We start from the raw sequence: 23,990 nt of genomic DNA on the forward strand, positions 1-23,990 counted from the left end.
TAGAGGATGAAAAGGAAGTAATTCGCCTTCCTTAAGGTCTCGACTCCTAAAGATCCCCTATGCCTCCGGCCTCAAGGGGTTCCCAATGGGTTTTTGAGCTACATCCCCCCTGGGCACGGCTCTGGGCTTGAGTCCCACCACGACCGAAAACTCAGCTCTATTCATTATGCGAGATTAGGGAGTAGCTCTTCAGTCCACTATTCCCACTGGTAGCTCAAGACTGGTATATCCTCCTTAATTCGCTGATTATAAACTCCTTGTAGAGTTTAAAGTCTTCCTCGGATATCCTCCCAACCCTGAGGAGATACTCTGCGGCCCTGAGCTTCTCGACGAGCTCCCTCGCCTTGTCCCGTTTGTACGTGAGGAGTGTCCCGACAACCTCTGCAGCGAACGCCCCCAGTAGTGACGCGACAGCCAATGTTACCTCGTCGACCTTCGGCTTGCCCACAGGAACCCTCCCGATCTGCCTGAAACCCGGAACTGGTATTGAGTGCCTCCCAAGCTCTTTGAGGGCTTTGTCGACCTGTATAAGGCCGTAGCCCTGCTTGTACCTCGTAGCGCCCGTGTCTGCGGCAGTTCTAGCAAGTGCGCCGAAAACGAGAGGGTACCTCTGAGCCCTATCTGCCCCGAGTTCCTCGAATTTCTCGAGCAACACTGCTATAGCCCCGGAGACGTGCGGGGTAGCCATACTAGTCCCGACCAGCGATACGTGGTACTCGTCAACAATCCTGCCTGCCAGCTCCTCCCTCCGGCTCCGGGAGATCTCCGTGCTGAGGGAAGATACTATCCCCTCCTGGGAGGAGCCGGGGGCCCCTCCGGGGGCTACGAGGTTGGGCTTGGGCTCGCCGACGAGACCTTCAAGCTGGGGGCTCCCCTCAGAAGAGTACGCCGTCACCTTGCCTCTCTTGTCAGTAGCGCCGACAGCAATAACACCTGGGACTACTGCCGGGTAGTTGATAGAGTTTGAGCCTTGCTCACCGTCGTTGCCGGCAGCCGCTACCACCAGGACGCCGCTCCTCGCTAACTTATTGAGCTCGGAGGCGAACTTGTTCAGCGCTGGGGACTCGAACTCGCTGGGGGGTAAAAGTACGCCGAAGCTTAGGTTTATGACGTCTGCTTTTACACTTACAACCCACTTTACCGCAGCTATGGTGTCGTCAAGCCTCCCCTCTCCAGTAGAATCAATGACTTTTGCATTTACAAGCTCTGCGCCTGGGGCAACTCCCGTGTAGTAGCTGTCCCTACTGGAAACAATGCCCGCAACATGTGTCCCATGCCCATTCCAGTCGCCGGGGGGTTCAGACGTGAAGCTCCTCTCCTCGACTACGCAGCCACGCAGGTCGGGGTGGTTCTTGTCGATGCCCGTGTCTAGCACGGCTACTTTCACCCTCCTCCCCGTGTAGCCCAATTCGTGGGCTCTCCTCCCCCCAATGAGGGGGACGCTTTCGTGCAGGAGGAGGTGGGTCATTGGGACTAGCTCGACTGCCTCTACCCCAGGGATGCCACTCTTTACGAGCTCCCCGAATTTATCCAATCTAGCATAAGCCGAGAACATCGCCTCTGGCCCGAAGAGGTGGACTGGCGTGAGGTCTAGTGCTCTTACATATGAGGGCTTGACCCCGAGAGCCTCAGGTATGTCCTCCCGTACTCTAGCCTTATACGTTAGTATGTAGTAGTCATCCACCCTCATTGTAGTGTGAAAGAAGAGCCTCTCCACCCCCGATCTCCTCTCGAGGAGGCGCGGGTCAACCCTCACGCTCACCACCTATTCCTTAAGCGACGCGTCTTTACCCAGGGCCCGCACCCTGGGGACAGGCTCCACCCTTACAACGTCTCTGTCTAGGAGTAATTCCCTGAGGGAGCTCTCAGACACGTAGGCTGAAGCCATGTTCATGTCCGGGAACTCTCTCACATACTCGACCCCGGGGATGCGCTTTAGGGCTCCCCGGAAGTGTATGAAGACCCTGCCCCCAGGGATCTCCAGAAGCACCTGCACAGCCTGTTCAATGCTGCTAACGCCTAGTTTGGCTAGAAGTGCACTACGCTCGTCTTCGGGAAGCCTCTCGAGGAAAACACGCCACTTCCTGGCTTTCAACTTTAGCACTAAGCTCCTAAGGCGGGACGAGACGTCCATTGTAAAAAGAGTTAAAGGATTGCGAGTTAAACTTTTCGCTAAAAGATAGCCTTAGAAAAGTTTAATATTAGGGGCGTTCACTAGTTAAAGCGTGCAGGCCGGAAAAGTTTTCGGTGAGCCGGCAAAGCAGATCGCAGAAGAACTAGGAGCCTTCCTGATCCGGGTTGGAGGCATCCTCGTACTAATCTTCAGCCTAGTGGAGGCTGTGAAGAGCATGGTCTCGCTTTTCATAATCTGGGTTCTCCCGCCCCTCCTAGTCGATGTACTCACTACAGTATTCACATCCATACCGTGGTTAAAGCCGCTTGTCAGCTTTCTCGTGGGCATTGGCTCAGCGTTACTGGCAGTCATGCTTGTAGTCTATCTCGTCTTAGCCTACCTCGGCTACAGGATGTTGAAGCTACCTGACACCCTACCCATACCCCACGGCACCCGGAGCACGTGGCTCGTGCTCACAGCAGTCCTCCTCGCAATCTCTCTACTCACAGGCTCCATGCTACTTGCCGTCGCGATAGCCACCGTCCTAGTTGGCCTCCTCATAGCGCCCACCGAGAAACCCGCACCCCCTCAAAAGCCTAAGGTGCAGGAACAGCCTCCACCCCCGCCCCCTCCCCCAGCTCCGCCTCCTCCGCCGGGAGAAGCCAAGAAGTGAGGAGGAGAAGTCTCCTTGGAGTGAAGCCGCCGTGCTTGCAAGAGCTGTGGCAGTTACCCAGGGGGCATGTTACGCCGGACTTTTCTAAATTCTAGTCCTCTGCGAAACGTGAATTGCTGTCGCGGCAACTGCTGTGGCTATCACAGCAGCCGTTACAAAGACCACCTGAAAAACGCTGAGAGCCGTAAACATCGCCACGAGGGCCGGTACCAGCTCCCACGCAGCCACTCCAGCATACGCTATAACTACTCCAGTCATTACAGCTGCGGAGAATGAGTTTCCTAGCATTTCATAGCTTACTTCATATGTTACCTTTCCGACTGTAGGCAGGAGGAATACCACGGCGAGAATACAGAAGGCGGCACGGGCCTCCAGGGAGCTCTCCAGGAAACGGAGTATAGCGAGAAGAGCGCTGTAGTAGGGGGAGGCACATGCTAGGAGTGCTACGGGCACGCTCGCGAACACGAGTGAGGCGCCGAGCGATGCTATTCTAGCGTTACCAGACATCCTCCCTATGTACAATAGCGCACCTCCAAGGGATAGTGTTAGAAAGTAGCCAACAGCCCCGAGTAGTTCGTAGGGGTCGATGCTAGACACGCTACTCTAACCTCCGGGGCCTTTTATAGCTTTCTGCTGGAGGTGCTCGGCCCCCAGTGCCCGGGACTGCCCTGCGGCAACGTTTATAGGCCTGCCCCGCGAGTACTCCCCCGTGCCTTGGGGCTCGCTAGACAGGGGACTGCTGGAGGCAGCGGCGAGGGGCGACTACGGGAGGGTAAAGAAACTACTCGACAAAGGCGCACATGTGAACGCCGTGGACGAGGATGGCGACACACCGCTACACCGTGCTGCTCTCTATGGGTACCTGGATGTCGCGAGGCTGCTGCTGGAGAGAGGCGCACACGTAAACGCCAGAGACAAGGCTGGCCTGACGCCGCTACACATTGCTGCTGGCGGTGGGCACCTGGGAGTCGTGAGGCTGCTGCTGGATAGGGGCGCAGAAGTAGACGCCAGGGACGGGATTGGCTTGACGCCGCTACACTATGCTGCTATGATGGGGCGCTTGGATGTCGCGGGGCTGCTACTGGATAGGGGCGCAGAAGTAGACGCCAGGAGCAAGGGTGGCAATACACCGCTACACTTTGCTGCTATGATGGGGCGCTTGGATGTCGCGAGGCTGCTACTGGAGAGGGGTGCAGACGTAAACGCCAGAGACAAGGCTGGCAATACACCGCTACACTGGGCTGCTGAGAAGGGGCACTTGGATGTCGTAGGGCTACTAGTGGAGAGGGGTGCAGACGTAAACGCCAGGAACGTGATTGGCAGGACGCCCCTAGACCTTGCGAAAAAGGGGGGGCACAAAGAAGTCGTCGAGCTCCTTGAGTCTGCTAGAGGGGGCTCGCGAGCCAGAGTGGGGGAGCCTGTAGCCGGGTATGCCGGCGCAGCCGGAGTGCCCCCGTGGGAGGAGTTTGAGGAGTCTCTGAGGAGGAGGCTGAGCGGCGTGAGGTGCCCTGTGTGCCAGGGCGAGGTTGTGTCGGGTAGTGGTTGGAGCCACGGCCACTTACCCTACATCGAGGTGGGCGGCGGGTACGTGGCCCTAGGCTACCACTGCCCAAAGTCGGGGACGCCAATACTAGTCTTCAAGTCCAAGAGGGGGGAGGGCGGGGAGGCAGAGCCCCACACCCACGGGGAAGACGAGGAGGCGGTCACCAGGCGGCACGTGTAGGCTGCAAAGCGACACTACGCGGGGCAGGCCCCAGTTTCCAGGGGAGCTGGGCCCCGGACTACGTGCTAGCCGTGCTCAAACTCTTCTCCAGGGGGCTCTACGCGATTGCCTGGCGGCCCGCCTTAGTCCCCCCTGCCGGGGGGTGTCCCGCAGGTGTAGTGCCGGGGGCGGGCTCTTTCAACTCCAGCAGGATCCCTGGGGAGCCTGCCTACTCCCTGGGGCGCGCCGGGTGTAGCGCTTTCCCCGGCTACTTCCTGGCTGCTAGTAGCCCCCCGATAAGCCCCCCGATGAGGCCTATAACTGCTCCCTTAGCGCTGAGGATTAAGACTAGTAGTGCTAGGCTGGCCTGTAGGAGGGAGATGTAGGGGGCCAGGAAGGGTATGTATGGGGCGAGGAGAGCTACGAGCAGGGAGAGGGCGAATGCCAGGATGATCCCCCCGAGCATCCCTGCCAGGAAGCCTGCTATGGCGCCCCTACCCGCACCCACAGCGATGTAGCCGGCGACGAGCCCCGCGATGAAGTCCCCGATTACGGGGAGGGGCCCGCCGAGGAGTAGGTGTACGATGAAGCCTGCGAGCACGCCTAGGAGGAGGTTGCCCTTCCCCGCCACGTGCTCTTACTCAGAGCCCCCACTTATTAACTTAACTCTGGGCGGGGGCCTGCTACCCCCCGGGACAGACAGTAGCGCCGCAAACTCCATCGCCGTAGCGGAACCATGGACTTAATTAGCGGGGGCTACACGACGCACTCTGGGAAGGCGTGTACCGGGAGGAAGGCCCCCGCCGGGCGGGTAGCCGGCGAGACCCGGCCTGCCCCGCGAGTACTCCTCGTGTCTTGGGGTTTGATCGCGGCAGCGAGGGATTTCCAGGAGCTGGCGCGACCAGTCTATAGTCAGCACTAGAGCACGATACTGTGGGCTAGCTCTCCGCCGACAGGGGAGACGTACTAGGGTTCCCCTGAGGAGAAGTACAGGGCACGGCCCGTCGCGGTGTATGGTGGGAGGCGTACCGGGAACCCCCAGGCCTTGCGGGAGGAATAAAAGTGAGGGGAGAGAGTTCTAGAGGGGGGCCTGTGGGAGGGGGATCCTGTTTGTCCAGCAGCCCGGGCAGGCACCTGAAGACGGGCAGCTGCTGCTCCGCGGGGCTATCCTTAAATAAATGAGGGTGATTTGCTACCAAGGGGTATGGGGGCCTCTAGTAGAGGGGAGTGGGTTAGCACTGAGGTATGTAAGAGGCTGAAGTATTCAGAGGGTTATAGGATTAAGTTTCCTCCGAAATACCTCACGCCAGGCACTCGGGTTACGGGGAAGATTATAGTTAGAGAGGGTAAGCATAGAGCAGCACTTTTCATTAGCAGAAAAAGGTTGCTTGGCGAAACCACCGTCTACAGCAAAGTTGTTGGACGTGAAGAGGATGTACTCTTCAGCGTTATCGAGGAAGGCGAGTATACATGTTCCCTAGAGTTAAGACCGGTGCTCACGGCCAGTAAGAGGCTTAAGATCTTCGCAGAAACTGCAGCTCTTACTGCTCTCATCACATTCCTCTTCATCACATTTCTCCTCATCCTCATCACATTCTTCTTTCTTTACGTTTCCTCGTTTCCTATCGAGAAACTAGGCGCGCGCCTAACTTCAATGTTCCTGGCAATGTTCCTGGATATGTTCCTGGAGATGCTTAACACTATTATTCTTGTTACTCTCGCCGTCTCTACTGTCGTCGGGCTGTTAAATCTGGTGGTTAAGAGTAAGTTAGAAGAAAATTCCTGCGTCGAGGTATCAGTCTACGTGGAGTAAGCCCGCTGGGACGGAGAGGGCTCGGCTGGGCGTTGTTTCCAGGCTGGGAGCGTACGAGGCCGTGGACTGCGCCCCTATGTAGCCGTCTACAGCCCCGACTCTGCTAATCTTGGGCCCCGATCACCCCACGTACCCCCACCCTCTATTCCCAATACCCTCGCAGTCGCGGGGTGGATGACTCGGCGAAGAGAGTTACGAAGGGCTTATAGCTCCTCCAGACATCAGCCGTGGATCTCCCTTACCCCAGCTTTTTGCACGTTCCTCACATCCCTCGTAGCTGGCTCAGAGGCCGGGGGTTTCCCGAGCTTGGCAAAGGGCGTCCTGGAGTTTGGAGCCGGGGGGCTGGGCACGTAGAGATGGGAATCCCCGGGGTTGGCAATTGCTTACCTTCATTGAAACAATGTTTATATGTGCCCCGATGCCGTTACAGCGGGATGGAGAGACTGAGAGACGAGATTTTGAGGATAATACGTGAAATAGAGGAGGAGAACCTTAATCCTGCTGTTGCGTTAATGAGGACTCTAAGAGCTTGCAGGGATCTAGCCCACACGTTTAAGGACTTTGCGTTTACTGAGGCTTTTATGTGGTTTGAGTTTAGTAGCAAATTACTAGACATTATCTTCGAGAGAGAGTTCAAGAGAGCACTACTAACGCGCCTCGAAAAATCCGGGCTACCTCTCCAGGTCGTAGAGTCCCTTAGAGGCGAAGCCTACAAATTTGACACTGACGAACACTTCAAGGACTATATTCCAGATTTTGGCAAGATTAGTTCGGACTTCACGACTTTCCGGAACCTTGAAGCTATATTCAAAGGAGAAGTTTCCCAATCCCACCTAGAAGTACATGGCATTATTGTAGATGCGGCGGTAGACGCCCGTGAAGCTCTCAAGAGAATAGTTATAGAGTTTCTCAGGGGGGCAGATGAAGTTATCAAGAGCGGGGGAGCCCCCCGCGACCTCCTAGCATACCTTAAAGACAGCACTGCTAAGATCCACAGAATGGCCTACGGCTGGCCCTAAAAATAAAGACACTTCACCCCCTTGAAACAAGCCTTTCTGCGCTCTGGCGCCCCGACCTGGAGAGCAGTTCCCCCGGGGTTCCCGGGCTCGGCCAGGCCCCGCCTGCCGCTGGCCAGTGCCGCCAGACCCCCATATAGCGGGCTCTACAAGAGTCGGCCGTTGTCCGTGCTTACCGGTAAAGCCCAGCTGCAAGCCAAACACGGCAACCCCTTTCACCACGGGGGGACGGTTATTATGTTCTTTGATGGGGGGGCACACGGGTACGCGGCACTACGTGGGCTCCTCCTGGCCAGTAGCGTCCCTAACCGCCAGCTCCTCATTAGTAAGTGCGGGTTAACAGCAAAAAACGTTAAATAAGGGGAGAAAAGGATACATAAGGGGGCATGTCTCTAGACACAGTTATGGACAGAATTAAGGAATATGTGGAGGCCAGTGAGCTTCTCAAAAAATATGTTGATTCTCATATAGGAAGGTGCCCATTATGCGGTGGTCGGATAATATGTGACGATAGATGGTGTGATGGCCATGTCCCCTATATTTACGTTGACGACGAGGTTATTAAGATAGGTTTTTACTGCCGCGGGGAAGATGAGCATGTCATACTCTTTGAGGAGAAGAGGGGGCGTGGAGGGGGTGAGGAGATGATTACCAGGAGCCACCACTAGGCCTCGGGCCCAGCACTGTACCGGGGGAAAGGCTTTAATCCCGGGAGCACGCCTAGATGCTTGGGATGCTCGCCGAAGGCTACAGGATACGCGGGGAGCACGGAGAGTATACTGTTCTCAGGCACTTTAAGACGGGGGGCTTCGGCGAGCTCTACCTCCTCTCCGGCGATCTTATAGGGAAGATCCCGCGGCTGGACGTCGTAATTCAGGTAGGCTTTGAGAAGGTGAGGGGGAGGTTCGAGACCGAGAAGGGCGTCTTGAAAACGGTGAAGGGGGAGCGGCACGTCGTCAGGTTTGTTGATTTCGGGTATGTCAGAGTACAGGGGTACGAGCTCCCGGTAATTATAATGGAGTTCGTCAAGGGGCCTACGCTACGGGACTACGTTGAGAAGAATGGGCCGCTGGAGGGGCGTAGTGCCCTCCTCTTCGCGAGGGCCCTGCTCGAGGCTGTTAGGAGCGTGAACGAGAAGGGCTACGTCTTGCGCGACCTTAAGCCCAGCAATATTATACTCAGGGGTGGTGACCCGTCAGACCCCGTAGTCGTAGACTTTGGCTGCGCACTATACCACGAAGTAACGCAGCTCCCGGAGAACTACCCTGACTGGAGGATATCCAGTGGTAGCTACACGCACCCCGACCTATCCAGTAAGGGGGGCGTGGAGTTCTACTACGACGTGTACTCCTACGGTGCCACGCTCTACTACGCCCTCACGGGCGAGCATCCGAATAACCCAGAATTCAGGAAGTGTGGCGTCTTCGCAGAGGTCGTTAAGAAGTGCATGCTCGGGGGACTAGGGCACACGAGCCAGATAGTGCTCCCGGGGGGGAAGGTGAGGATTAGAGTGGAAGGAAGTGAATACACCTTCGACGTTTTTAAGTGCGGGGGGAAGATACTCATCGGGAGGGATCGCAGTTCACTTAGAGTGGTGGCCGTGTGCGGGGACGAGAGGGTCACCCTGGCAGATGACGTGGAGCAGTACATCTCCAGGCTCCCCGAAGGGCACCTCCTGGTAGACGTGGCCCGGATGAAGGTGGTCAGGCTGGGGAAGAACAAGCCGGCGCTATACAGGGGTGGCAGGTGGGTTGTAGTCCGAGGCGAGGAGGCGATAGGCCTTAGGGAGAGGGTGGCGCTCTCCTACGGCGAAGTGTCGGGGACGACGTACCTAGAGATGGAGCTGGCGGTGGAGTAGATGCCTTCGTCCTTCAGGATCGGCGAGTGGGAGGGCAGGGCTGTCGAGCTGGCAGAGGAGGAGCTCCTCAAGCACGTGGTCATACTCGGGATGACGGGGTCGGGGAAGACGGGCGTCGGGGTAGCGTTAATGGAGGAGGTGCTCATGGACGGGAGGAATGTCGTAGCCCTAGACGTCAAGGGGGACTTGTCTAACATTGCCAGGTGGGCTGAACACTGGACGCAGGGCCAGACCGCGGTATTCACGCCGGGGGCTGAGCCTAGCCCTGTAAACATCCTCGGGGCCTTGTCGAGGCCCGCCCAGTCAGTGGAGGAGTGCGCCTCAAACCTCGCCTTCTCCCTCCTCAGCTTGGTCCGCAGGCCCGGGAGAGCTGTCGAGCACACGCTCCTCTCCCACATAATACTGGAGCAGTGGTCGCGCCGCGGTTTTGTGGACTTGCACGAGCTCGTAGAGCTCGTAGTGTCTCCCCCCTTTACAAGCATAGGCCCGATGGGCCTAGAGGACTTTGCCCCAGAGGGCCTCAGGAAGAGCCTCGCCTCCGAGCTGAACGCGGTTATCTCCTCCCCCTCTTTCGGGAAGTGGCTCAGGGGGGTGCCCCTAGACATGGACGGGATATCGAGGTTTAAGGCCGCAGTGTTCTACCTGGCACACCTCACTCTAGACGAGAAGGTCTTCTTCACGTCCCTTCTCGCACAGGCAGTCTACAGGTGGATGACTGGCACTGGCGGGTCTGGCAGGCTCAGACTACTCTTCTACCTGGACGAGGCGTACGGCTTCATACCCCCTGTCAGGAGGACACCCTCCAAGGAGCCCCTACTCCTCCTGGTCAAGCAGGGGAGGGCCTTCGGCACCTCCGTAGTCCTGGCGACGCAGAACGCCAGGGACATAGACTACAAGGCCCTGTCCAATATCGGCACGTGGATTATCGGCAGGCTCCAGTCCGAGCGCGACAGGAGGGCTGTCGCGGAGGGCGTGGGCCTCGATAAGCCAGGCCTGCTCAGAGAGCTCAAGTTCAGGGAGTTCCTCCTCGTGAGAGAGGGTAGAGTGGAGTTCATGAGGAGTAGAGACACGTATACGAGGTTGGGCCCACCACTGACTCTAGGCGAGGTAGGCACCCTGGCCAGAGCACTGCCCCCGGGAAGGCCACTCCCGCAGGGCCACAGCTTTGGGAGCGTGTACATCCCCCTGGGTGGCTACGGCTTCAAGCCAGCAGTGTACATCTCCGCCAGAGTACACGCCGGCCCCTGCACCGCGAGGGTGGAGTCCTTCTTCGAGGCGGGCAGGCTGGACTTCGAGTCTAAGGCCGCCTACGGCGTCCCGCTCCAGAGCGTACGCCACTTGATCCAGGCCGCGGAGCGGGAGCCCGTCCCCGAGGCCTACGAGGCGTGGCTCAGGGACGTACAGGCGATGTTCGAGAAGTACTGGGCTAGCAGGGCGTTCCTCGTTTACCGGGGCTTCTGCTCCCAGCCCGGTGAAAAACCAGAAGAGTTCGAGCAGAGAGTCCTCGACGCAGTAGCCGTGGAGCTATACAGAGACGTAGAGAAGAAGTACTCTAGGAGGGTGAAGGCCCTAGAAGGCTCAATACGCAGGCTGGAGGAGAGGATAGCCCGGGAAGAGGAGAGGGAGAGGACGCGCAGGCTAGAGGCGCTCGGCAGGCTAGCGAGCTCGCTCCTCTCGGGTAGGGGGGCGAGAGCCCTAGCACACCTCGCGCCACTGCTACGCGGTGGCCGGGCGGGAGAGCTCGCCAGGAGGAAGTCAGAGCTACTTGCACAACTAGCAGAGCTCCGCGCAGAGGTAGAGAGGGAGAAGGCTGAGGCCCGGAGGCGCGTGCGCGAGCAAATAGTACCTGTCAAGCCCCAGGGGGTCAGCGTGGAGGAAGTGTGCCTCGTCTGGCTAGGCCTCTAGCCGCGGAGGCAGGAGTTACTCCGGTGCTCCCCAGCCCCCGGCTTCCACTTTTCCCGGCTACAGGGGCAACAGCGGCTCCTACCCGCTCCTGTATTGGGACTGTTAGCGAGTTGGGGGTTCCGGGGTAATGTTTATCTCGTGGCATTGGAGTACATTAGAGGGCTTGCAGTGAAGAAACCCTGGATAAAGACGGTAAGGTATGGAGACATTACATTCCCCCCAAGGCACTTAAAGGTGGGCACAAAGATATCAGGTAAAGTTAAAATTCTCCTTTGTAGTGTGAGCTACTGTAGATATGACTTTATAATAGCTTCATACGTCGGACCTGGGCTTGGCAGTGAAATATTTGCATATTCACTAGTAAAGATCGAGGGGGCCTGGGAGCTCCGCAAGCTAGAGGATTTAAAGGATTTTAGAGGTATTATTCTCGAACCCCAGACGGACGTTTGGAAAGTCTTGGAACTTGCCAAGGAGAGGGGTGTCGGCGTAGTACTCCCCCCAGTCTACCGGATCACTCTCGAAGGGAGGGGCGATGAGCGCACAATCGACTTTGAGGTAGGAGAGGAAGGGGATTACGTCTGCGGGTTAAGGTGCCGCGGAGGTTGTTATGAATCCTCCGATGAGATTTATGTTGAGGTTTACATTGAGGGTGCTGCGGAGGAGGTCGGGGAGACCCCGACCCGGCTGCATCGGTAGCCTCCAGCGATAGGTTTTTATTGTCTGTCCGCGGGGTGTGCGTGATGGGCGTTTTCTCTCCTCCTAGCTTGGGTGAGCTGAGGGGGCTACTCGAGGAGGCGGAGTCTGCCTTCGAGAGGGAGAGGAGCCTCGTAAAGTTGGGGGCTAGGAGGGCTGTCTTTGTCGGCGATATTCACGGCGACTACCTTTCGGTGGAGTACGTCCTCAAGAGGTTCCTGGGCGAGTACTCGCTCGTGTTCCTCGGGGACTACGTGGACAGGGGGCCTGAGCAGCTCAGGTGTATCGTCACGCTCCTCAGGTTGAAGGCCGAGGAGCCGGGTAGGGTCGTCATGCTTAGGGGGAACCACGAGACAGCGAGGGTTAACTCTTCGTATGGCTTTTTCGCGGAGCTCGTAAAGTGGTATGGGGGGAGGGCGCAGGAGGCCTTCACGGACTTCAACAGAGTTTTCTCGAAGATGCCCTACGCGTGCCTCATCGGCAGAGTTCTGGCCGTGCACGGGGGGATTGCGAGAGAGTTGAGAACGCTCAGGGACATCGAGGCAATCCCCAAGGGGGACTTGGAGGCCGAGGAGGGGTTAGCGGCTGAGCTACTGTGGAACGACCCGAGCGAGGACGTAGAGGGTTTTGCGCCGAACGCCGTGAGGGGCGGGGGCTACGTGTTCGGGAGGAAGCCCCTCGAAGAGTTCATGAGGAGGAACAGGATCAGCCTGGTTGTGAGGTCTCACTACCCCTACCCCGAGGGCTTCAGGTACATGTTCCCGACAGGCGGCCAGGAAAAGCCCGGCGGCAGGCTAGCCTCGCTGATCCGCAGGGCCTTCAGGGCAGGGCCTAGGTACCCGGGTCTACTCTTATCGATTTTCACGTGCAGGTACTACAGGCAGGTTAAAACACCCTCTGTCGCCGTGTTCGAGAAGGGTAGAATCAGCCAGCACGTAGTAGGCTGACCCCCCTCTTCATTTGGGCTTTCACTCCTCAAGCCCACCACATTCCTCGCGCCCCTTTCTCACTACATCATAACATGCAATAGAGGGTGCACTGAGAGATGTTAACGAGGTAGTACCTAAAATAGGTGTACGGGGTGTGGTGTACTCCGGGGTATAGGCGTGAACAAGCCAGCGTAATAAGGAGAATGAGTCCGTGCAATGATCCCAGAAAGAGGGATATGGCTGCCACAAGACACTCCGCCCTCAGTAGCCTCAGCGCAGGCAGAAATGGAATAACGGGCAACCATTTTTAGTCCCTTGCCACAGCCCAGGATCGCCCCTCCATGAACCCCTTGGGGTTTAAAGTGATAAAATCCAGGTGCTGTTGGTGTGGAGCCCTCCTTAGCCCTGGGCTCAGGAGTGCAGTGAGCGGGGCGGGAGGAGTTCTTACAGTATGGCTGGGGCACTCTAGCCCCGGCTCCTGCTAGGGCTTGTGGGACGTGGCTTCTCTCAGCAGCTCCCTACCCCTCTCTATCGCCCTCTCCACCCACAAGACCGCGCTCTCTAAGTCTACTACCCCGGCTGGAGGGGTTCCAGCAACCTCCCCCCTCCCCACTCTGGCCCGCGAGCCCCCTCTGACAGACTCCAGGAGCTCGACAACCTCCCTGTGCCCCTTCTCCCTCGCAAGGTCTAGGGGCGTCCTGCCCTCATTGTCCCTGGCGTTCACGTGTGCGCCTTTGTCGAGTAGTAGCTTCACGACTCCCAGGTGCCCATTGAAAGCAGCAAGGTGTAGCGGCGTCCAGCCAAACTTGTTCCTGGCGTTCACGTCTGCGCCCCTATCCAACAGCAGCCTCGCGACATCTAAGTGCCCATCGCGAGCAGCATAGTGTAGCGGTGTCCAGCCAAGCTCGTCCCTGGCGTCTACTTCTGCACCTCTCTCCACTAGTAGCCTTACGACCTCCAAGTGCCCGGAATCAGCAGCATGGTGTAGCGGCGTCCAGCCATCATAGTCCCTAGCGTCCACGTGTGCGCCTCTGTCGAGCAGTTCTTTTACCCTCCTGTAGTCGCCCTCCTTCGCTGCCTTCACTAATTCCATGTCTACCGAGCCCTGCACGGGGGAGTACTCGCGGGGCAGGCATATAAACGTTGCCGCTCGAGCAGTCCCGGGCACTGAGGGCCGGGCACCTCCAGCAGAAAGCTATAAAAGGCCCCAGAGGCTAGAGTAGTGTGTCTTATGGGCGCCTTAAAGGGGGGTTTGAGGTTCTAGAGAAAGTGGGTGAGGGCGGTTTTGCTGAAGTCTATAAGGTTAGGAGGGTTTCCGATGGCAGAGTCTTCGCGTTGAAGGTTCCGAAGAGTGGCGTAGACCGCGGGTACTTGGGGAGGGTGCTCGGGGTTCACAGGAAGCTATTGAATGTGGAGCACCCGAATATAGTGAGGGTGTACGAGGTGGGGGCGGGGGAGGAGCCCTACATACTCCTAGAGTACATCGACCCCAGCTCCAACCTCGGGGGGGTCGTCGGGAGGAGGAAGGTGGAGCTCGAGGAGGCGGCTAGGATAGTCTACGACGTGATGAAGGCGTTAGTCTTTGCTAGGCAGGTACTTGACATAAAGGCGCACATGGATCTCTGCCCCTCAAACATCTTCGTAGTGGAGGGCACGGCTAAAGTCTCGGACTTTGACAGCGCCTACTGGGCAGATATCAGCTACTCTTCCTTCAGGACGCACTTCGACTACGCCCCGCCTGATGCTAGCGAGGAAGCCCTGCAAGACGAGAGGTTTCTCGAGACGTATGACGCCTTTGCGCTTGGAGTAATATTCCTCGAGCTGGTAGAGGGTAGGAGAGGGCTCAGGGCACGCATCCTCGCGTCTCGCGAGGAGCTCTTGGAGAAGCTTCCCATCCCTTTAAGGGCTGCTCTTAGGCGGATGGTAGATCCAGTCTACACTGGGAGGATTAGTGTTGCCGAGGCTATCCCCTTCTTCGAAGACTACCTCGAGGCAACTAACTACAAGGTTCAGGTAGTAAGGCTAGTCGTGGAGTACCTCGACCTCCTCGAGAACCTGAGGTGGAAAATGCGGAAGGAAGGCGCCAAGTTGTCTGCTAGAGAGCTCGAGGAGTTAAAGGCTCTTGAAGGAACCGTGGAAAGAGCAGTTCAAGCCCTGAAGAGCGAGGGCGGGGGTGTAGACGCGCTCATCGCGGACGCGAGGCTGAAAATGGACGCGCTTAGAGGCAAGCTACATAAATAGCGTCGGGACGGCACTACCTGGGTGTGGCCTAACCCCGCGAGCATGCGACCCTAGGCTTGCGGAAGGTTTTTAACATTGGTGCCGAATAGACAGAATGTGGGTAAGGAGGGGCTACTCTGGTACGCAATTAATTTCAAGATCGAAAATATAGACCAGATAATAGGAGAACTCCAGGATCTTCTGAGACGACTCGAACAGCCGCTTGAACAGGGGGATATAGATAGAATAATGGAGAAGCTAGGAGAACCCGGAGGGATCAAGGCCTTACTTGATGACCTATCTTATATGTTGTCGGACATTGGGAGCCCCGAGCTTGCTGTAAAACCAGTCAGTGACTTGAAAAAAGAGGTAGAATACTACATCGAGCACTTTAAAGAAGAGGGAGTACCTCCCCGCTTGGTCGAAAATCTAGAGATAAAGCTCCAGTCGTGGCGGCGGGCTTTAAATAATAGAATTAGGAATAATATCTTCATCTATTCCAACGCTATAATAAACCGGGGGAGGGATGAGACCCAGCTAATACTTGGCGATGGGGGAGCCGTAACCATATGGGATCCTAAGGGCGACTTAAGGGGTAGTGTGCCTGGAAGCCCAGGGCCTCCCACAGGGGAGGGGCCCACCATTATGCCGTTGCCGAAGTTCGTGCCCTACGTGAAGTTTCCCGGGGCTGTTGTCGTGAGAGCTAGAGACAGGATTTACAGGGCATACGAGCCGTTCATTGTCGGGAGGAAAGGGGGGAGCCTTGTTGTGAGGGGGTTGCAGAGGGGCATGCTGCTCGAGGAAATCTTCGAGGCACGTGAGGCTGGATATTCTGAGCCAGAGCTCTTGGACGAAAAGTTCCCAGTGGTGGAGGTTCTCTCCGAGGTATGTAGCAGGCGTGTCTCGAGACTCCACGGGCTCGTGTACTACCTCGGGGGCTCCTTCTACTACGTCAACTTGGGGGGAGGGGGGTCTACGCTCTACATACGTGACTCCTCGGTAAGGCTGCAGGGCTCTAACCCCCAGCAGTCTTTCCACTTCAGGCTAGAACCTGGTGCTGTTAGGGTTCTCTTGGCTGGCGCTGAAGAAGTTGGGTTAGAAGTGCCTGGGGCGTAGTGGCCAGGGTTCTGTTACTACCCCGTCCTCCGGGGTTGTAGCCGTGCCCCCTGAAGCTGTAGTACTTATGGACAGTTCTCCTTCACCATTTTAATTCTTCTCAACACATCATCGCTACAGGCGATTTTCCGCGCAATACTGTCGGCCTCTGCGTACCTCCCCCTCGCCACGAGTAAGGCTAGCCCGTCAAACAAGCTGAATGTCCCGCCGTCAACTTGAACCTTCTCGTCCTGGTAGATCTTTGCCGTCGAGAAGAGCCTGTCGTCGAATAGCACTTCTTCGCCGCCGGGCAGTGCGACGTAGAGGTCTGGGACTCCAACACCTCTCCTCTCGAGGATTTTACGGGCAAACCGGTACTTTGGGTAGACGTTCTGGGCTACTTCGAAGAGGAGGGCGCCCACGAGGTCGGCTAGTCTCAGCTTGTCGGTGTAGAGGTTTCTCGTGAGCCTGATCTTTATCCCGTCACGCTTCGGGTCTACACTCTCAATAGGCATCTTGAAAACCCAGTGGGTTAGGTATCCGGCACCCAACAGCGCTATGTCCTCGACAATGTTCTTGAGTGTTTTCTCGTCCCCCCTACTCCTCCCCGCGCAGTCGATCGAGTCTAGGAGGTTTAGTACCCCCACAACCTTGAGCACGTCGACTTCGTCTGGGAAGTCTACAGCCTCGATTCTTACCCCGCCCTCTAACTCCTGCGGGTAACACTTGGGGTTCTCCAAATCGTGAGACTCAACGACCAGCGCGAGAACCCGCCCCAATTCAGGCCACTCTTTTAATATGAAGTCCCGAGAATAGGCGGCGGAGACGTATGGGTGTAGCTTCCTCATGACCGCCCTCAGCGTCTCCTTCGCGTAAGATGGGATATCGTCCCAAGCCTTGTCTTTGAGGTTATGGGGGAATTCTAGTACGCCTCTCGGGAAGAACACGTCAGTTATGCTCCTGCTCCCTTCCCGCAACCCGTCCAGTAGCTTCCTCTCAGCGTCACCCCTGCATATGCTACTGACAAAGTAGTCTTCTATCTTCCTGAGCGGGTCTTCTGCACACCATTTCCCAGCCCATGTCTCCACCTCCTCTTTGGATAATTGGAGGTCTGCCCAGTTCCGCGGGTTATAAGCCATGCCTATGTCGTGCAGGTACACAGCCATCCTAATTACTTCGTGCTCTGCACCGTTAATGTTCCCATACCACGTCTCATTGTACAAGGACTTAAAGTACATCTCCAGGTTTTTGCTATGCCTGTGGTCGTGGTACGTGTAGTGGAAGAAGAAGAGGTTGGCATACGGCAGTATACTTGAGGCGGTTTCAACAACGTAGTCTGCGACGCGCCTCAGCTTGAAAGTTCCTGGCACGCTATAGCACCTCCTACTTACTCTTAAAAACTTTCTGATCCTCAATTAAAGAAAAGTATATAGCCTCTGCACAAGCTAATAAAAGCGTATGGGGGATTCTGTACGGATAGTTAAGGATTTTGCCCGAGAGGCCAGTGCTGTATTAGGGGACATACTCGTTCTCCTTGGGCGCGAAGAGATTGACGGGACAGAGCTCCTCAATCTTTTCTCCAGGCTTCGGGTTCACGTCGAGAATATGCATAGCCTTCGGGGAAGTTTCCCGCCGGGGCACCTCCTGGCGATGAACATAGAGAACATATTCGAGAGCGTTGAGTCGTGCGTTGAAAGGCTAAAGGACTTCCAAGGCAAACGTGTTCCAGTGGGCATTGCAGAGGAGATAAAAATCCATGTTAACGATGTCCGCGAGAGGCTAAAGGTTATTGAGAAGGTAATCGAGGAAGAGTTTATCAGGGGGGTGAGGCCTACACCGGAACTGCCAAAGCTATACCTACACCTAGATAGCCCTAAGGTCGTAAAGGTAAACACCTGCGCCAGTGTTGTCGTGCAAGTGACGGATGGCAGTTCTCCCGTTGCCGGCGCTGAGGTAACGCTCTCCTGGGCGGGCGGCACTGTGGATCCGGCTAGTGGTCTAACAGACTCTAAGGGCTACTTCCGGGCTAAGCTCTGCCCTCTCCAGCCGGGAGAGTATGCTCTAACCGTGAGAGTAACTAAGGAAAACTTCATTGAAGCCCGGGAAACTGCAGTAGTGAGAGTTGAGTCCGAGGAAACACGCATCGTCGTGAGGGCAGGTAGCTTTGAGAGAGCAGTACTAGGCCCAGTCGTCCTGGGCCGTGATAAGGGTGGAGAAGGCAATCTTGTGCTCTACGAGCCGCTACTCCCCATTTCACAGTTCCTGGAGAAAGCTCGATTGGACTACTACTCTGCAGTTGAGCACTTGAGAGTCCTAGCAGAGACCGGTACCCCCGTACCTAGGAAGTTTAGCATGGCACACTTTGTTATAGTCCCGTCTGGGAACTTTTTTAGCGTATTTTGTCTGAATAAAAACTCTACGCTCGTTAGGGTTGATGGTTCAGAGAGACTCATTCCAGGCGGTAGGACGCTTGAGGAGATAAAAGTTCGGACTAACCTTGTCATACTGGAGGTGGGTAAGGAGGCGCTGAAAGTCCCCATTAGGGTTGAGGTTGTTTCTGGAGTCCCTAAGAGAGGAGTACCAACAATCACGGAGAATGAGTAGATTTTTCCTCGCTTAGCGTCCTCAAGGTCTCAGACAGCTCTCTCACTTGCTTGGCGAGCTCCTCCCTCTCCTTCTCGCAGGCGTCCATCCTCTCGCGGGCCTTCTCGTACCACTCAATCCTCTCTCTGAGGAGGGCCTCCCTCTTTTCCAGATCCTCCTCCTTCACCTCAAGCTCCCTCTCGCGTTGTTGTAGTGCTAGAAGTCTCTCGTTGAGCTTCGCGAGGAGGGACTCGTAGTTTCTTCTAACTACTTCTGCTTCCCGTAGGGATTTCTCGGCCTCCTCTCTTAGCTTCGAGGCTTCAGCGCGCATTTGTTCTACTCGCCTCTTTTCCTCCTCTACTTTTATTGCTTCGTGCTTAAGGTCGTCGAGTTCCCGCGAGAGCTTGCTCCTCTCCTTCTCCAGTCTTGACTGTTCAGCCTCTAAGGTTGACTTTAGCTTTCTTAAAGCCTCCTCTCTCTTTTTCAAGTCCTCCTCCCACGAGGCTAGCCTCTTCTCCTTCTCTGCGAGCTGGGCCGCGAGCACCGAGAGCTTTGACGAGTTCTCCTTGAAGGCTTTCTCCATCTCGGCTAGCTCGGCCCTGCGCTTTTCAAGAACTTCTAACTCCTTCTCCCTCCTCAACACCTCTTTCTCGCGGGCACTGAGCTCGACCTGTAACTTTGAGAGACTGCTCTCCCACTCCTTCAGTCTCCTCTCCTGCTCTTCAATGCTCTTCCAGCGAGCCTCCAGCTCTCCTAGCTCATTTTTTACTCTTTCCTCCAGCTTTGCCAAGCTCTCCTCACGCGCCACCCAGGCCTTTTCCATCTTGCCGGCATGTTCCTCTAGCCGGCGCACATACTCTTCGAGCTCATTCCTCCTCTTCTCAAGCCTCTCAACTTCTCCTCTGAGGCCCTTAACTCTCTCCTCTAGCCCCCTGAGAGCAGCCTCCCTGGCATCGAGTTCTTTTTGTCTCCCGCTGAGGTGCTGCTCCAGTACTTTCAGACCCTCTCTTTCGCGTTGTAGCATTGAGAGCATGTCTGTTAATGTCTTGATAGTACTCTGGACGGTGTTTGAGAGCGTTTTAACTGTATCTGTGTACTCGGAGATTTTCGAGTAGATATCTTCCATCCTGTTCTCGACTGAAGCCATAAACTCCTCTAGACTCTTCCTCTGACTCCCTAGGATGCTGAGTTGCTCGGCTATGGAGTCCCTGAGCTTCTGGGATTCACCCAGCAGTGTATCGACCTGCATCTCCCTCTTCTCCACGTCCTGTATTCTAGACTCGAGGCTCGCGAGCTCCCTCTCAAGGCCCTTTAGATGTTCTTCGCGCTCACTGAGGACTCTTAGGAGGTTTTCGGCTCTACCCCTAAACTCATCGTGTAGTTTCCTCAGGGAGTTGAGGGCATCGGCAAACATGCTCTCAAATTTTTTCCTGAGATCCTCGTAGTTGCCCTGCAGGCTTCTGTAATCCTCGGCGAATTTTGAAGATAAATGCTCGTATTTTTCCGAGATGTATGCGGAGAAGAGGAGTGTTGCCTCTTCCTTACTTAGCTTTTTGCCCTCTTCAATTTTCCTGATGGCTTTGGATCTCTCCTCCGATGATGCGTTTAGGATTTTGTTAAGCTCGGGTAGACCCATCCAAACCACCCTGAACCAGACTGTTATCTATCCTGAAGAGAACTGTCTGCAGGTCTTGGATGCTCCCTGCCAACTCAGTCGCTAGCGCCTGTAGGCGTGAGGTGAGATCGATCAGAGAGCCCTGGATGGAGTCTACGTTTTCGGAGAGAAGTGCTAGAGCCATGTACTGTTCCCGGAGCTTACCCGCGACCTCCCCTCTAACCCCATCTAGCGCCTCGATGTGCTTCTTCCCCGCGTTTTCAATTGTTACTCTTATGTCTTTGGCCTGATCCTCGAGTTTCCCGCCTAGAAGGTCTACTCTGTTCTCAATACCTTCTAGGAGTTCCCCAGTCTTGCCGAGATTTTGCAGAACTTCTATGTGGTTGTCTCTCAGAATCTTCTTCACTTCCTCTCTGCTGCTCTTCACTTCCCTCCCTATTTCGCTAAGTTTCTGGTCAACTGTAGAGAGACTTTTCTTGATACCTGTAACCTCTTGGGCAAAGACTTCAGCGAGTCCAGAGACTTCTTGGGCTAAATCCCTCTTGACTTGCTCGAGCCGCTCAGGCACATCTTTCTGGATTTTCGACACAATGCCCGACAGAACCTCTATTCTCTCCTCCATTTTCTTTTGAAGAGAAGAGAGGCTGTTTAACTGGCCACTTATGCTTGATATCTGACGCCGGATCTCCTTAATTTCGCTACTTACACTTGATATGGCCCGGCTCAGAAATTCCAGTTCCCTGCCTATACTGTTTATTGTGCTTTCAATTCTACTAATTCTGTCTTCAATTCCACTAAACCTGTACGAATAATCGGACACGTAGCTCATCAAATTATACCTGAGGAGGAGTAATGAATATATTTTTTCCCCGGTTTATTTTCGTGTATTCGTCACGGGATGCCTTCCTGAAGAAACTCGCAGAAAGGTACGTAGAGAGCATCGAGGAAGTTGCGCGAAGCATAAGGTGCTATCGTATTGAGCTGAGCCAGAAGTTTATCGAGGAGGTTAAAGCCGGGCTGGTCTCAGAGGACAGCGGGAGGCGCGGCAGGGCAGAGGAGCTTGTGAGCGAGCTCGTTGGCATACTCGAGAGCATAAAGAACGAGTGTGTTGAGGGAGTCTTCTACGGTAGTAGGAGAATCTCCAGCCTGGGGGACGCGAGACAGCTCCTAGAGGAGGTGCGGAGCGACGTAGAGTCACCCTCAGTGGAGATAAAGTTCCCCTACACTGTTCCTTTGAGTGTTGAGGAGGCTTCAGTTGTAATAAGGCTTCTGAACAGGAAGCCGTGGCCTGTTAGGCTCGACTCCATGCTAATTATAGCTGGGGGGAAGGTTATCGAGAAGATAGACCTGGGGGTAGAGCTCCAAGGCTACTCGGGCCACGACCTCAGGAGGAGGTTGAGGTACGGCTCCTATAGAGTGAGAGTTTACCACGAGAGCCTAGGTAGATTTCTCGAGAGAGAAGACGTCTTGAGGGTCGAGCCTGGCGCCCGGAAGCCCTGGGTGGATCTACTCGAGGAGCCTATTCTGCTGCCGCCGCACTTTAACGAGATACGCGGCGAGCCCCTCAGGCCTTTCATCGTTGAGGGTATGAAAGGGAGATACGAGTGCACCGAGTTGATATATCCTACCCGCGAAACACTGCGTGACGAGTTAATGCGCAAGAGGATAAAGTTCGCAGTCTTTAGGTGCGGCCCTGTAGTCGTCAAGAGCCCCCTAGACCTGGCCGTCACGCACATAAATTGGATTACAGAAGGAGAGGTAAGCGGCGAGGATAGAGAGCGCTTCGAAAGAGAGGTCGCTGGGTTCCAGCGGTTAGCGGAGGGTCTAGGCCACCCTCACGTTGTGAAGTTTGTAGACTATTCTCCGAAGCACCTAGCTACAGTCTGGGAGTTCTGCCCCTTCGGCTCGCTTAGGAACTATCTAAATAGAGTTGGCCCCCTGGCGCCCCGCGAAGTCGTGAAAGTAGGTATCCAGGTGGCTGACGCGCTAATATACCTCTACAAAGTAACAGGTGGAGCACAGCACCTCGACATAAAGCCCGAGAATATTCTCGTCGACGGGAGTGGCCTAGTCAAGCTCTCAGACTTCGAGTCCATGGTTAAGCTAGAGATTTACGGGAGGATGAGGTTTACGCGGAGGTATGCCGCGCCCGAAGTCTTAAGAGGAGGGGTTGCTCAGACAACAGACGTCTACAGCCTCGCCTTAACGCTCGCAGAACTCTCCACAGGGTACACGCCCAGAGAAGAGTCCGGACTAGACCTCGCAAGGAGGATCAGGGCAGAAGAGAGAATCCCAGAGCCCCTCAAGGCTATTCTCCTGGAGTGCCTGAGGGACGACCCCTCAGAGAGGCCGAGCATGGAGAACCTGGCGGAAAGAATGTCTAGGCTATGGAGCGAGAAGAACTGGAACGAGGGGGGAACGGCCAGGCACAGCTGAGCCACGGCTCCACCTCCCACGTAGCCCTGCGGCAACGCTTATAGTTTTGTCCTGCAAGTATCCCCCGTGTCTGAGGATTTGATCGAGGCAGCACGGAGGGGCGACTACGGGAGGGTAAAAGAACTACTCGACAGGGGCGCAGACGTGAACGCCAGTGACTATGCTGGCTGGACGCCGCTACACCATGCTGCCCGGATGGGGCACCTGGATGTCGCGAGGCTACTAGTGGAGAGAGGCGCAAATGTAAACGCCAGAGACGTAATTGGCGGTACGCCGCTACACTATGCTGCTCTCAATGGGCGCTTGGAGGTCGCGGAGCTGTTGCTGGAGAGGGGCGCAGACGTGGACGCCAGGGACAAGCATGGCTATACGCCGCTACACTATGCTGCTCTCAAGGGGCACCTGGATGTCGCGAGGCTGCTGTTGAAGGGGGGCGCAGACGCGAACGCCAGGGACAAGTTTGGCAGGACGCCGCTAGACCTTGCGGGGGAGAAGGGGCACAAAGAAGTCGTCGAGCTCCTTGAGTCTGTAGTAGAGTTATTCAGGGCCGCGAAGAGGGGCGACCTGGGAAGAGTCAAGGAATTGCTCGATAGGGGTGTGGGCATAAAGACCAGGGACGAGAGTGGCTGGACACCGCTACACTATGCTGCCCGGAATGGGCACTTGGATGTTGTGAGATTACTAGTTGAGAGTGGCGCAGAGGTAGACGCCAGGGACAACTCTGGCAACACACCCCTGCACGTCGCTGCTAGGTATGAGCACTTAGACGTCGTAAAGCTACTAGCCGAAAATGGTGCAGATGTAAACGCGAGGAACAAGGACAGTGAGACGCCACTACATGTTGCTACCAGCAATGGGTACTTAGACGTCGTGAAGTTGCTGGTAGATAGTGGTGCAGACGTAAACGTCGGGGACAAGGATGGCGAGACGCCTCTGCACGTCGCTGCTAGAGAGGGGCTTTCAGATATCGTGAAGTTGCTGGTAGATAGTGGTGCGTACTTAAACGCCAGGGATAACTCTGGCAATACACCCCTACACAAGGCTGCTGAGAAAGGGCACCTAGACGTCGTGAAGTTGCTGGTAGATAGTGGTGCAAAGGTAAACGCTAAAAATGACAGTGACCAGACACCCCTACACCTCGCCGCCTGGAATGGGCACTTAGAAGTCGTGGAGCTACTCGTCGAGAGCGGTGCAAGCACGAAAGCAAGGGACAATAATGGCAGGACGCCCCTAGACCTTGCGAGGGAGAAGGGGCACAAAGAAGTCGTCGAGCTCCTGGAGTCTGTGAAGGAGAGGGGGGATGGGGAGAGGGTTACCAGGCGCCACTACTAGGAGCCGT

General features: G+C 56.0%; 23 protein-coding genes. 15 read left to right on the plus strand and 8 right to left on the minus strand.

Annotated features, from left to right (window positions below; genetic code table 11):
* Positions 1–214 precede the first annotated feature (214 nt).
* Positions 215–1,756, minus strand: a complete 1,542-nt coding sequence (locus tag IG193_RS00405; RefSeq protein WP_192818935.1) for a S8 family peptidase — start codon at positions 1,754–1,756, stop codon at positions 215–217.
* A 9-nt stretch (positions 1,757–1,765) separates the two neighbouring features.
* A complete protein-coding gene (locus IG193_RS00410; RefSeq protein WP_192818936.1) occupies positions 1,766–2,104 on the minus strand; it encodes a hypothetical protein in 339 nt (112 codons plus the stop codon).
* A gap of 121 nt (positions 2,105–2,225) precedes the next feature.
* Between IG193_RS00410 and IG193_RS00415 the strand changes: the two genes are divergently transcribed.
* A complete protein-coding gene (locus IG193_RS00415; protein ID WP_192818937.1) occupies positions 2,226–2,786 on the plus strand; it encodes a hypothetical protein in 561 nt (186 codons plus the stop codon).
* An 84-nt stretch (positions 2,787–2,870) separates the two neighbouring features.
* On the opposite strand, the gene IG193_RS00420 is transcribed toward IG193_RS00415, so the two are convergent.
* Positions 2,871–3,383 carry a hypothetical protein gene (locus IG193_RS00420; protein ID WP_192818938.1) on the minus strand — a complete coding sequence of 171 codons (513 nt, stop codon included), beginning with the start codon at positions 3,381–3,383 and terminating at the stop codon, positions 2,871–2,873.
* Between the two features lie 112 nt (positions 3,384–3,495).
* On the opposite strand from IG193_RS00420, the gene IG193_RS00425 reads away from it, so the two are divergent.
* Complete coding sequence (locus IG193_RS00425; protein ID WP_218042148.1) at positions 3,496–4,509, plus strand: ankyrin repeat domain-containing protein; 1,014 nt, start codon at positions 3,496–3,498, stop codon at positions 4,507–4,509.
* A 247-nt stretch (positions 4,510–4,756) separates the two neighbouring features.
* Here IG193_RS00425 and IG193_RS00430 read toward each other — a convergent pair whose 3' ends face one another.
* A complete protein-coding gene (locus IG193_RS00430) occupies positions 4,757–5,119 on the minus strand; it encodes a DUF5518 domain-containing protein (protein WP_192818939.1) in 363 nt (120 codons plus the stop codon).
* A 105-nt stretch (positions 5,120–5,224) separates the two neighbouring features.
* On the opposite strand from IG193_RS00430, the gene IG193_RS00435 reads away from it, so the two are divergent.
* The 8 genes from IG193_RS00435 (at position 5,225) to IG193_RS00470 (ending at position 12,720) form a co-directional block, all read left to right on the plus strand.
* A complete protein-coding gene (locus IG193_RS00435; protein ID WP_192818940.1) occupies positions 5,225–5,410 on the plus strand; it encodes a hypothetical protein in 186 nt (61 codons plus the stop codon).
* 282 nt (positions 5,411–5,692) lie between these two features.
* Positions 5,693–6,301 (plus strand): hypothetical protein, encoded by a 609-nt coding sequence (locus IG193_RS00440; protein WP_192818941.1) that lies wholly within the window; start codon positions 5,693–5,695, stop codon positions 6,299–6,301.
* Positions 6,302–6,735: 434 nt separating this feature from the next.
* Positions 6,736–7,320 (plus strand): hypothetical protein, encoded by a 585-nt coding sequence (locus IG193_RS00445; RefSeq protein ID WP_192818942.1) that lies wholly within the window; start codon positions 6,736–6,738, stop codon positions 7,318–7,320.
* Positions 7,321–7,703: 383 nt separating this feature from the next.
* Complete coding sequence (locus IG193_RS00450) at positions 7,704–7,985, plus strand: hypothetical protein (protein WP_218042149.1); 282 nt, start codon at positions 7,704–7,706, stop codon at positions 7,983–7,985.
* A gap of 56 nt (positions 7,986–8,041) precedes the next feature.
* Positions 8,042–9,175: a serine/threonine protein kinase gene (locus IG193_RS00455; protein ID WP_192818944.1), complete on the plus strand. Its 1,134-nt coding sequence runs from the start codon at positions 8,042–8,044 to the stop codon at positions 9,173–9,175.
* The gene (locus tag IG193_RS00460) at positions 9,176–11,080 is read left to right on the plus strand and encodes an ATP-binding protein (protein WP_192818945.1); all 1,905 of its coding nucleotides are present in this window, start codon (positions 9,176–9,178) and stop codon (positions 11,078–11,080) included.
* 138 nt (positions 11,081–11,218) lie between these two features.
* On the plus strand, positions 11,219–11,776 hold the full coding sequence (locus tag IG193_RS00465) for a hypothetical protein (protein WP_192818946.1): 558 nt from the start codon (positions 11,219–11,221) through the stop codon (positions 11,774–11,776).
* Positions 11,777–11,820: 44 nt separating this feature from the next.
* Positions 11,821–12,720, plus strand: coding sequence for a metallophosphoesterase (locus IG193_RS00470; protein WP_192818947.1), 900 nt, complete (start codon positions 11,821–11,823; stop codon positions 12,718–12,720).
* Positions 12,721–13,183: 463 nt separating this feature from the next.
* Here the strand turns inward: IG193_RS00470 and IG193_RS00475 are convergent, their stop codons facing one another.
* On the minus strand, positions 13,184–13,813 hold the full coding sequence (locus IG193_RS00475) for an ankyrin repeat domain-containing protein (RefSeq protein ID WP_192818948.1): 630 nt from the start codon (positions 13,811–13,813) through the stop codon (positions 13,184–13,186).
* A gap of 113 nt (positions 13,814–13,926) precedes the next feature.
* Here IG193_RS00475 and IG193_RS00480 point away from each other — a divergent pair, with 113 nt between their 5' ends.
* Together IG193_RS00480 and IG193_RS00485 are read left to right on the plus strand one after the other, a co-directional pair.
* Positions 13,927–14,943 (plus strand): serine/threonine protein kinase, encoded by a 1,017-nt coding sequence (locus tag IG193_RS00480; protein WP_192818949.1) that lies wholly within the window; start codon positions 13,927–13,929, stop codon positions 14,941–14,943.
* 96 nt (positions 14,944–15,039) lie between these two features.
* Positions 15,040–16,038, plus strand: coding sequence for a hypothetical protein (locus IG193_RS00485; protein ID WP_192818950.1), 999 nt, complete (start codon positions 15,040–15,042; stop codon positions 16,036–16,038).
* Between the two features lie 65 nt (positions 16,039–16,103).
* On the opposite strand, the gene IG193_RS00490 is transcribed toward IG193_RS00485, so the two are convergent.
* Positions 16,104–17,387 carry an HD domain-containing protein gene (locus IG193_RS00490; protein ID WP_192818951.1) on the minus strand — a complete coding sequence of 428 codons (1,284 nt, stop codon included), beginning with the start codon at positions 17,385–17,387 and terminating at the stop codon, positions 16,104–16,106.
* Between the two features lie 88 nt (positions 17,388–17,475).
* Between IG193_RS00490 and IG193_RS00495 the strand changes: the two genes are divergently transcribed.
* Positions 17,476–18,621: a carboxypeptidase-like regulatory domain-containing protein gene (locus tag IG193_RS00495; protein ID WP_192818952.1), complete on the plus strand. Its 1,146-nt coding sequence runs from the start codon at positions 17,476–17,478 to the stop codon at positions 18,619–18,621.
* On the opposite strand, the gene IG193_RS00500 is transcribed toward IG193_RS00495, so the two are convergent.
* Both IG193_RS00500 and IG193_RS00505 read right to left on the minus strand, forming a co-directional pair.
* Complete coding sequence (locus IG193_RS00500; protein WP_192818953.1) at positions 18,605–20,236, minus strand: hypothetical protein; 1,632 nt, start codon at positions 20,234–20,236, stop codon at positions 18,605–18,607. The two genes, IG193_RS00495 and IG193_RS00500, sit on opposite strands and share 17 nt — an antisense overlap.
* Positions 20,217–20,837, minus strand: coding sequence for a hypothetical protein (locus tag IG193_RS00505; RefSeq protein WP_192818954.1), 621 nt, complete (start codon positions 20,835–20,837; stop codon positions 20,217–20,219). Before IG193_RS00505 ends, IG193_RS00500 begins: the two co-directional genes overlap by 20 nt.
* Before the next feature lie 260 nt (positions 20,838–21,097).
* Here IG193_RS00505 and IG193_RS00510 point away from each other — a divergent pair, with 260 nt between their 5' ends.
* Positions 21,098–22,651: a serine/threonine-protein kinase gene (locus IG193_RS00510; protein WP_192818955.1), complete on the plus strand. Its 1,554-nt coding sequence runs from the start codon at positions 21,098–21,100 to the stop codon at positions 22,649–22,651.
* 66 nt (positions 22,652–22,717) lie between these two features.
* Positions 22,718–23,983, plus strand: coding sequence for an ankyrin repeat domain-containing protein (locus IG193_RS00515; RefSeq protein WP_192818956.1), 1,266 nt, complete (start codon positions 22,718–22,720; stop codon positions 23,981–23,983).
* The last annotated feature ends 7 nt before the right edge of the window (positions 23,984–23,990 follow it).

This window comes from Infirmifilum lucidum (assembly GCF_014876775.1).
Lineage (GTDB): Archaea > Thermoproteota > Thermoprotei > Thermofilales > Thermofilaceae > Thermofilum > Thermofilum lucidum.

Excerpts from the sequence above, each read along its gene's own strand:
- IG193_RS00450 (WP_218042149.1), top strand. The coding sequence starts at position 7,704 with ATGTCTCTAGACACAGTTATGGACAGAATTAAGGAATATGTGGAGGCC.
- IG193_RS00435 (WP_192818940.1), top strand. The coding sequence starts at position 5,225 with ATGGACTTAATTAGCGGGGGCTACACGACGCACTCTGGGAAGGCGTGT.
- IG193_RS00505 (WP_192818954.1), bottom strand. The coding sequence starts at position 20,837 with ATGGAGGAGAGAATAGAGGTTCTGTCGGGCATTGTGTCGAAAATCCAG.
- IG193_RS00455 (WP_192818944.1), top strand. The coding sequence starts at position 8,042 with ATGCTTGGGATGCTCGCCGAAGGCTACAGGATACGCGGGGAGCACGGA.
- IG193_RS00470 (WP_192818947.1), top strand. The coding sequence starts at position 11,821 with ATGGGCGTTTTCTCTCCTCCTAGCTTGGGTGAGCTGAGGGGGCTACTC.
- IG193_RS00495 (WP_192818952.1), top strand. The coding sequence starts at position 17,476 with ATGGGGGATTCTGTACGGATAGTTAAGGATTTTGCCCGAGAGGCCAGT.
- IG193_RS00445 (WP_192818942.1), top strand. The coding sequence starts at position 6,736 with ATGGAGAGACTGAGAGACGAGATTTTGAGGATAATACGTGAAATAGAG.
- IG193_RS00460 (WP_192818945.1), top strand. The coding sequence starts at position 9,176 with ATGCCTTCGTCCTTCAGGATCGGCGAGTGGGAGGGCAGGGCTGTCGAG.
- IG193_RS00500 (WP_192818953.1), bottom strand. The coding sequence starts at position 20,236 with ATGGGTCTACCCGAGCTTAACAAAATCCTAAACGCATCATCGGAGGAG.
- IG193_RS00440 (WP_192818941.1), top strand. The coding sequence starts at position 5,693 with ATGGGGGCCTCTAGTAGAGGGGAGTGGGTTAGCACTGAGGTATGTAAG.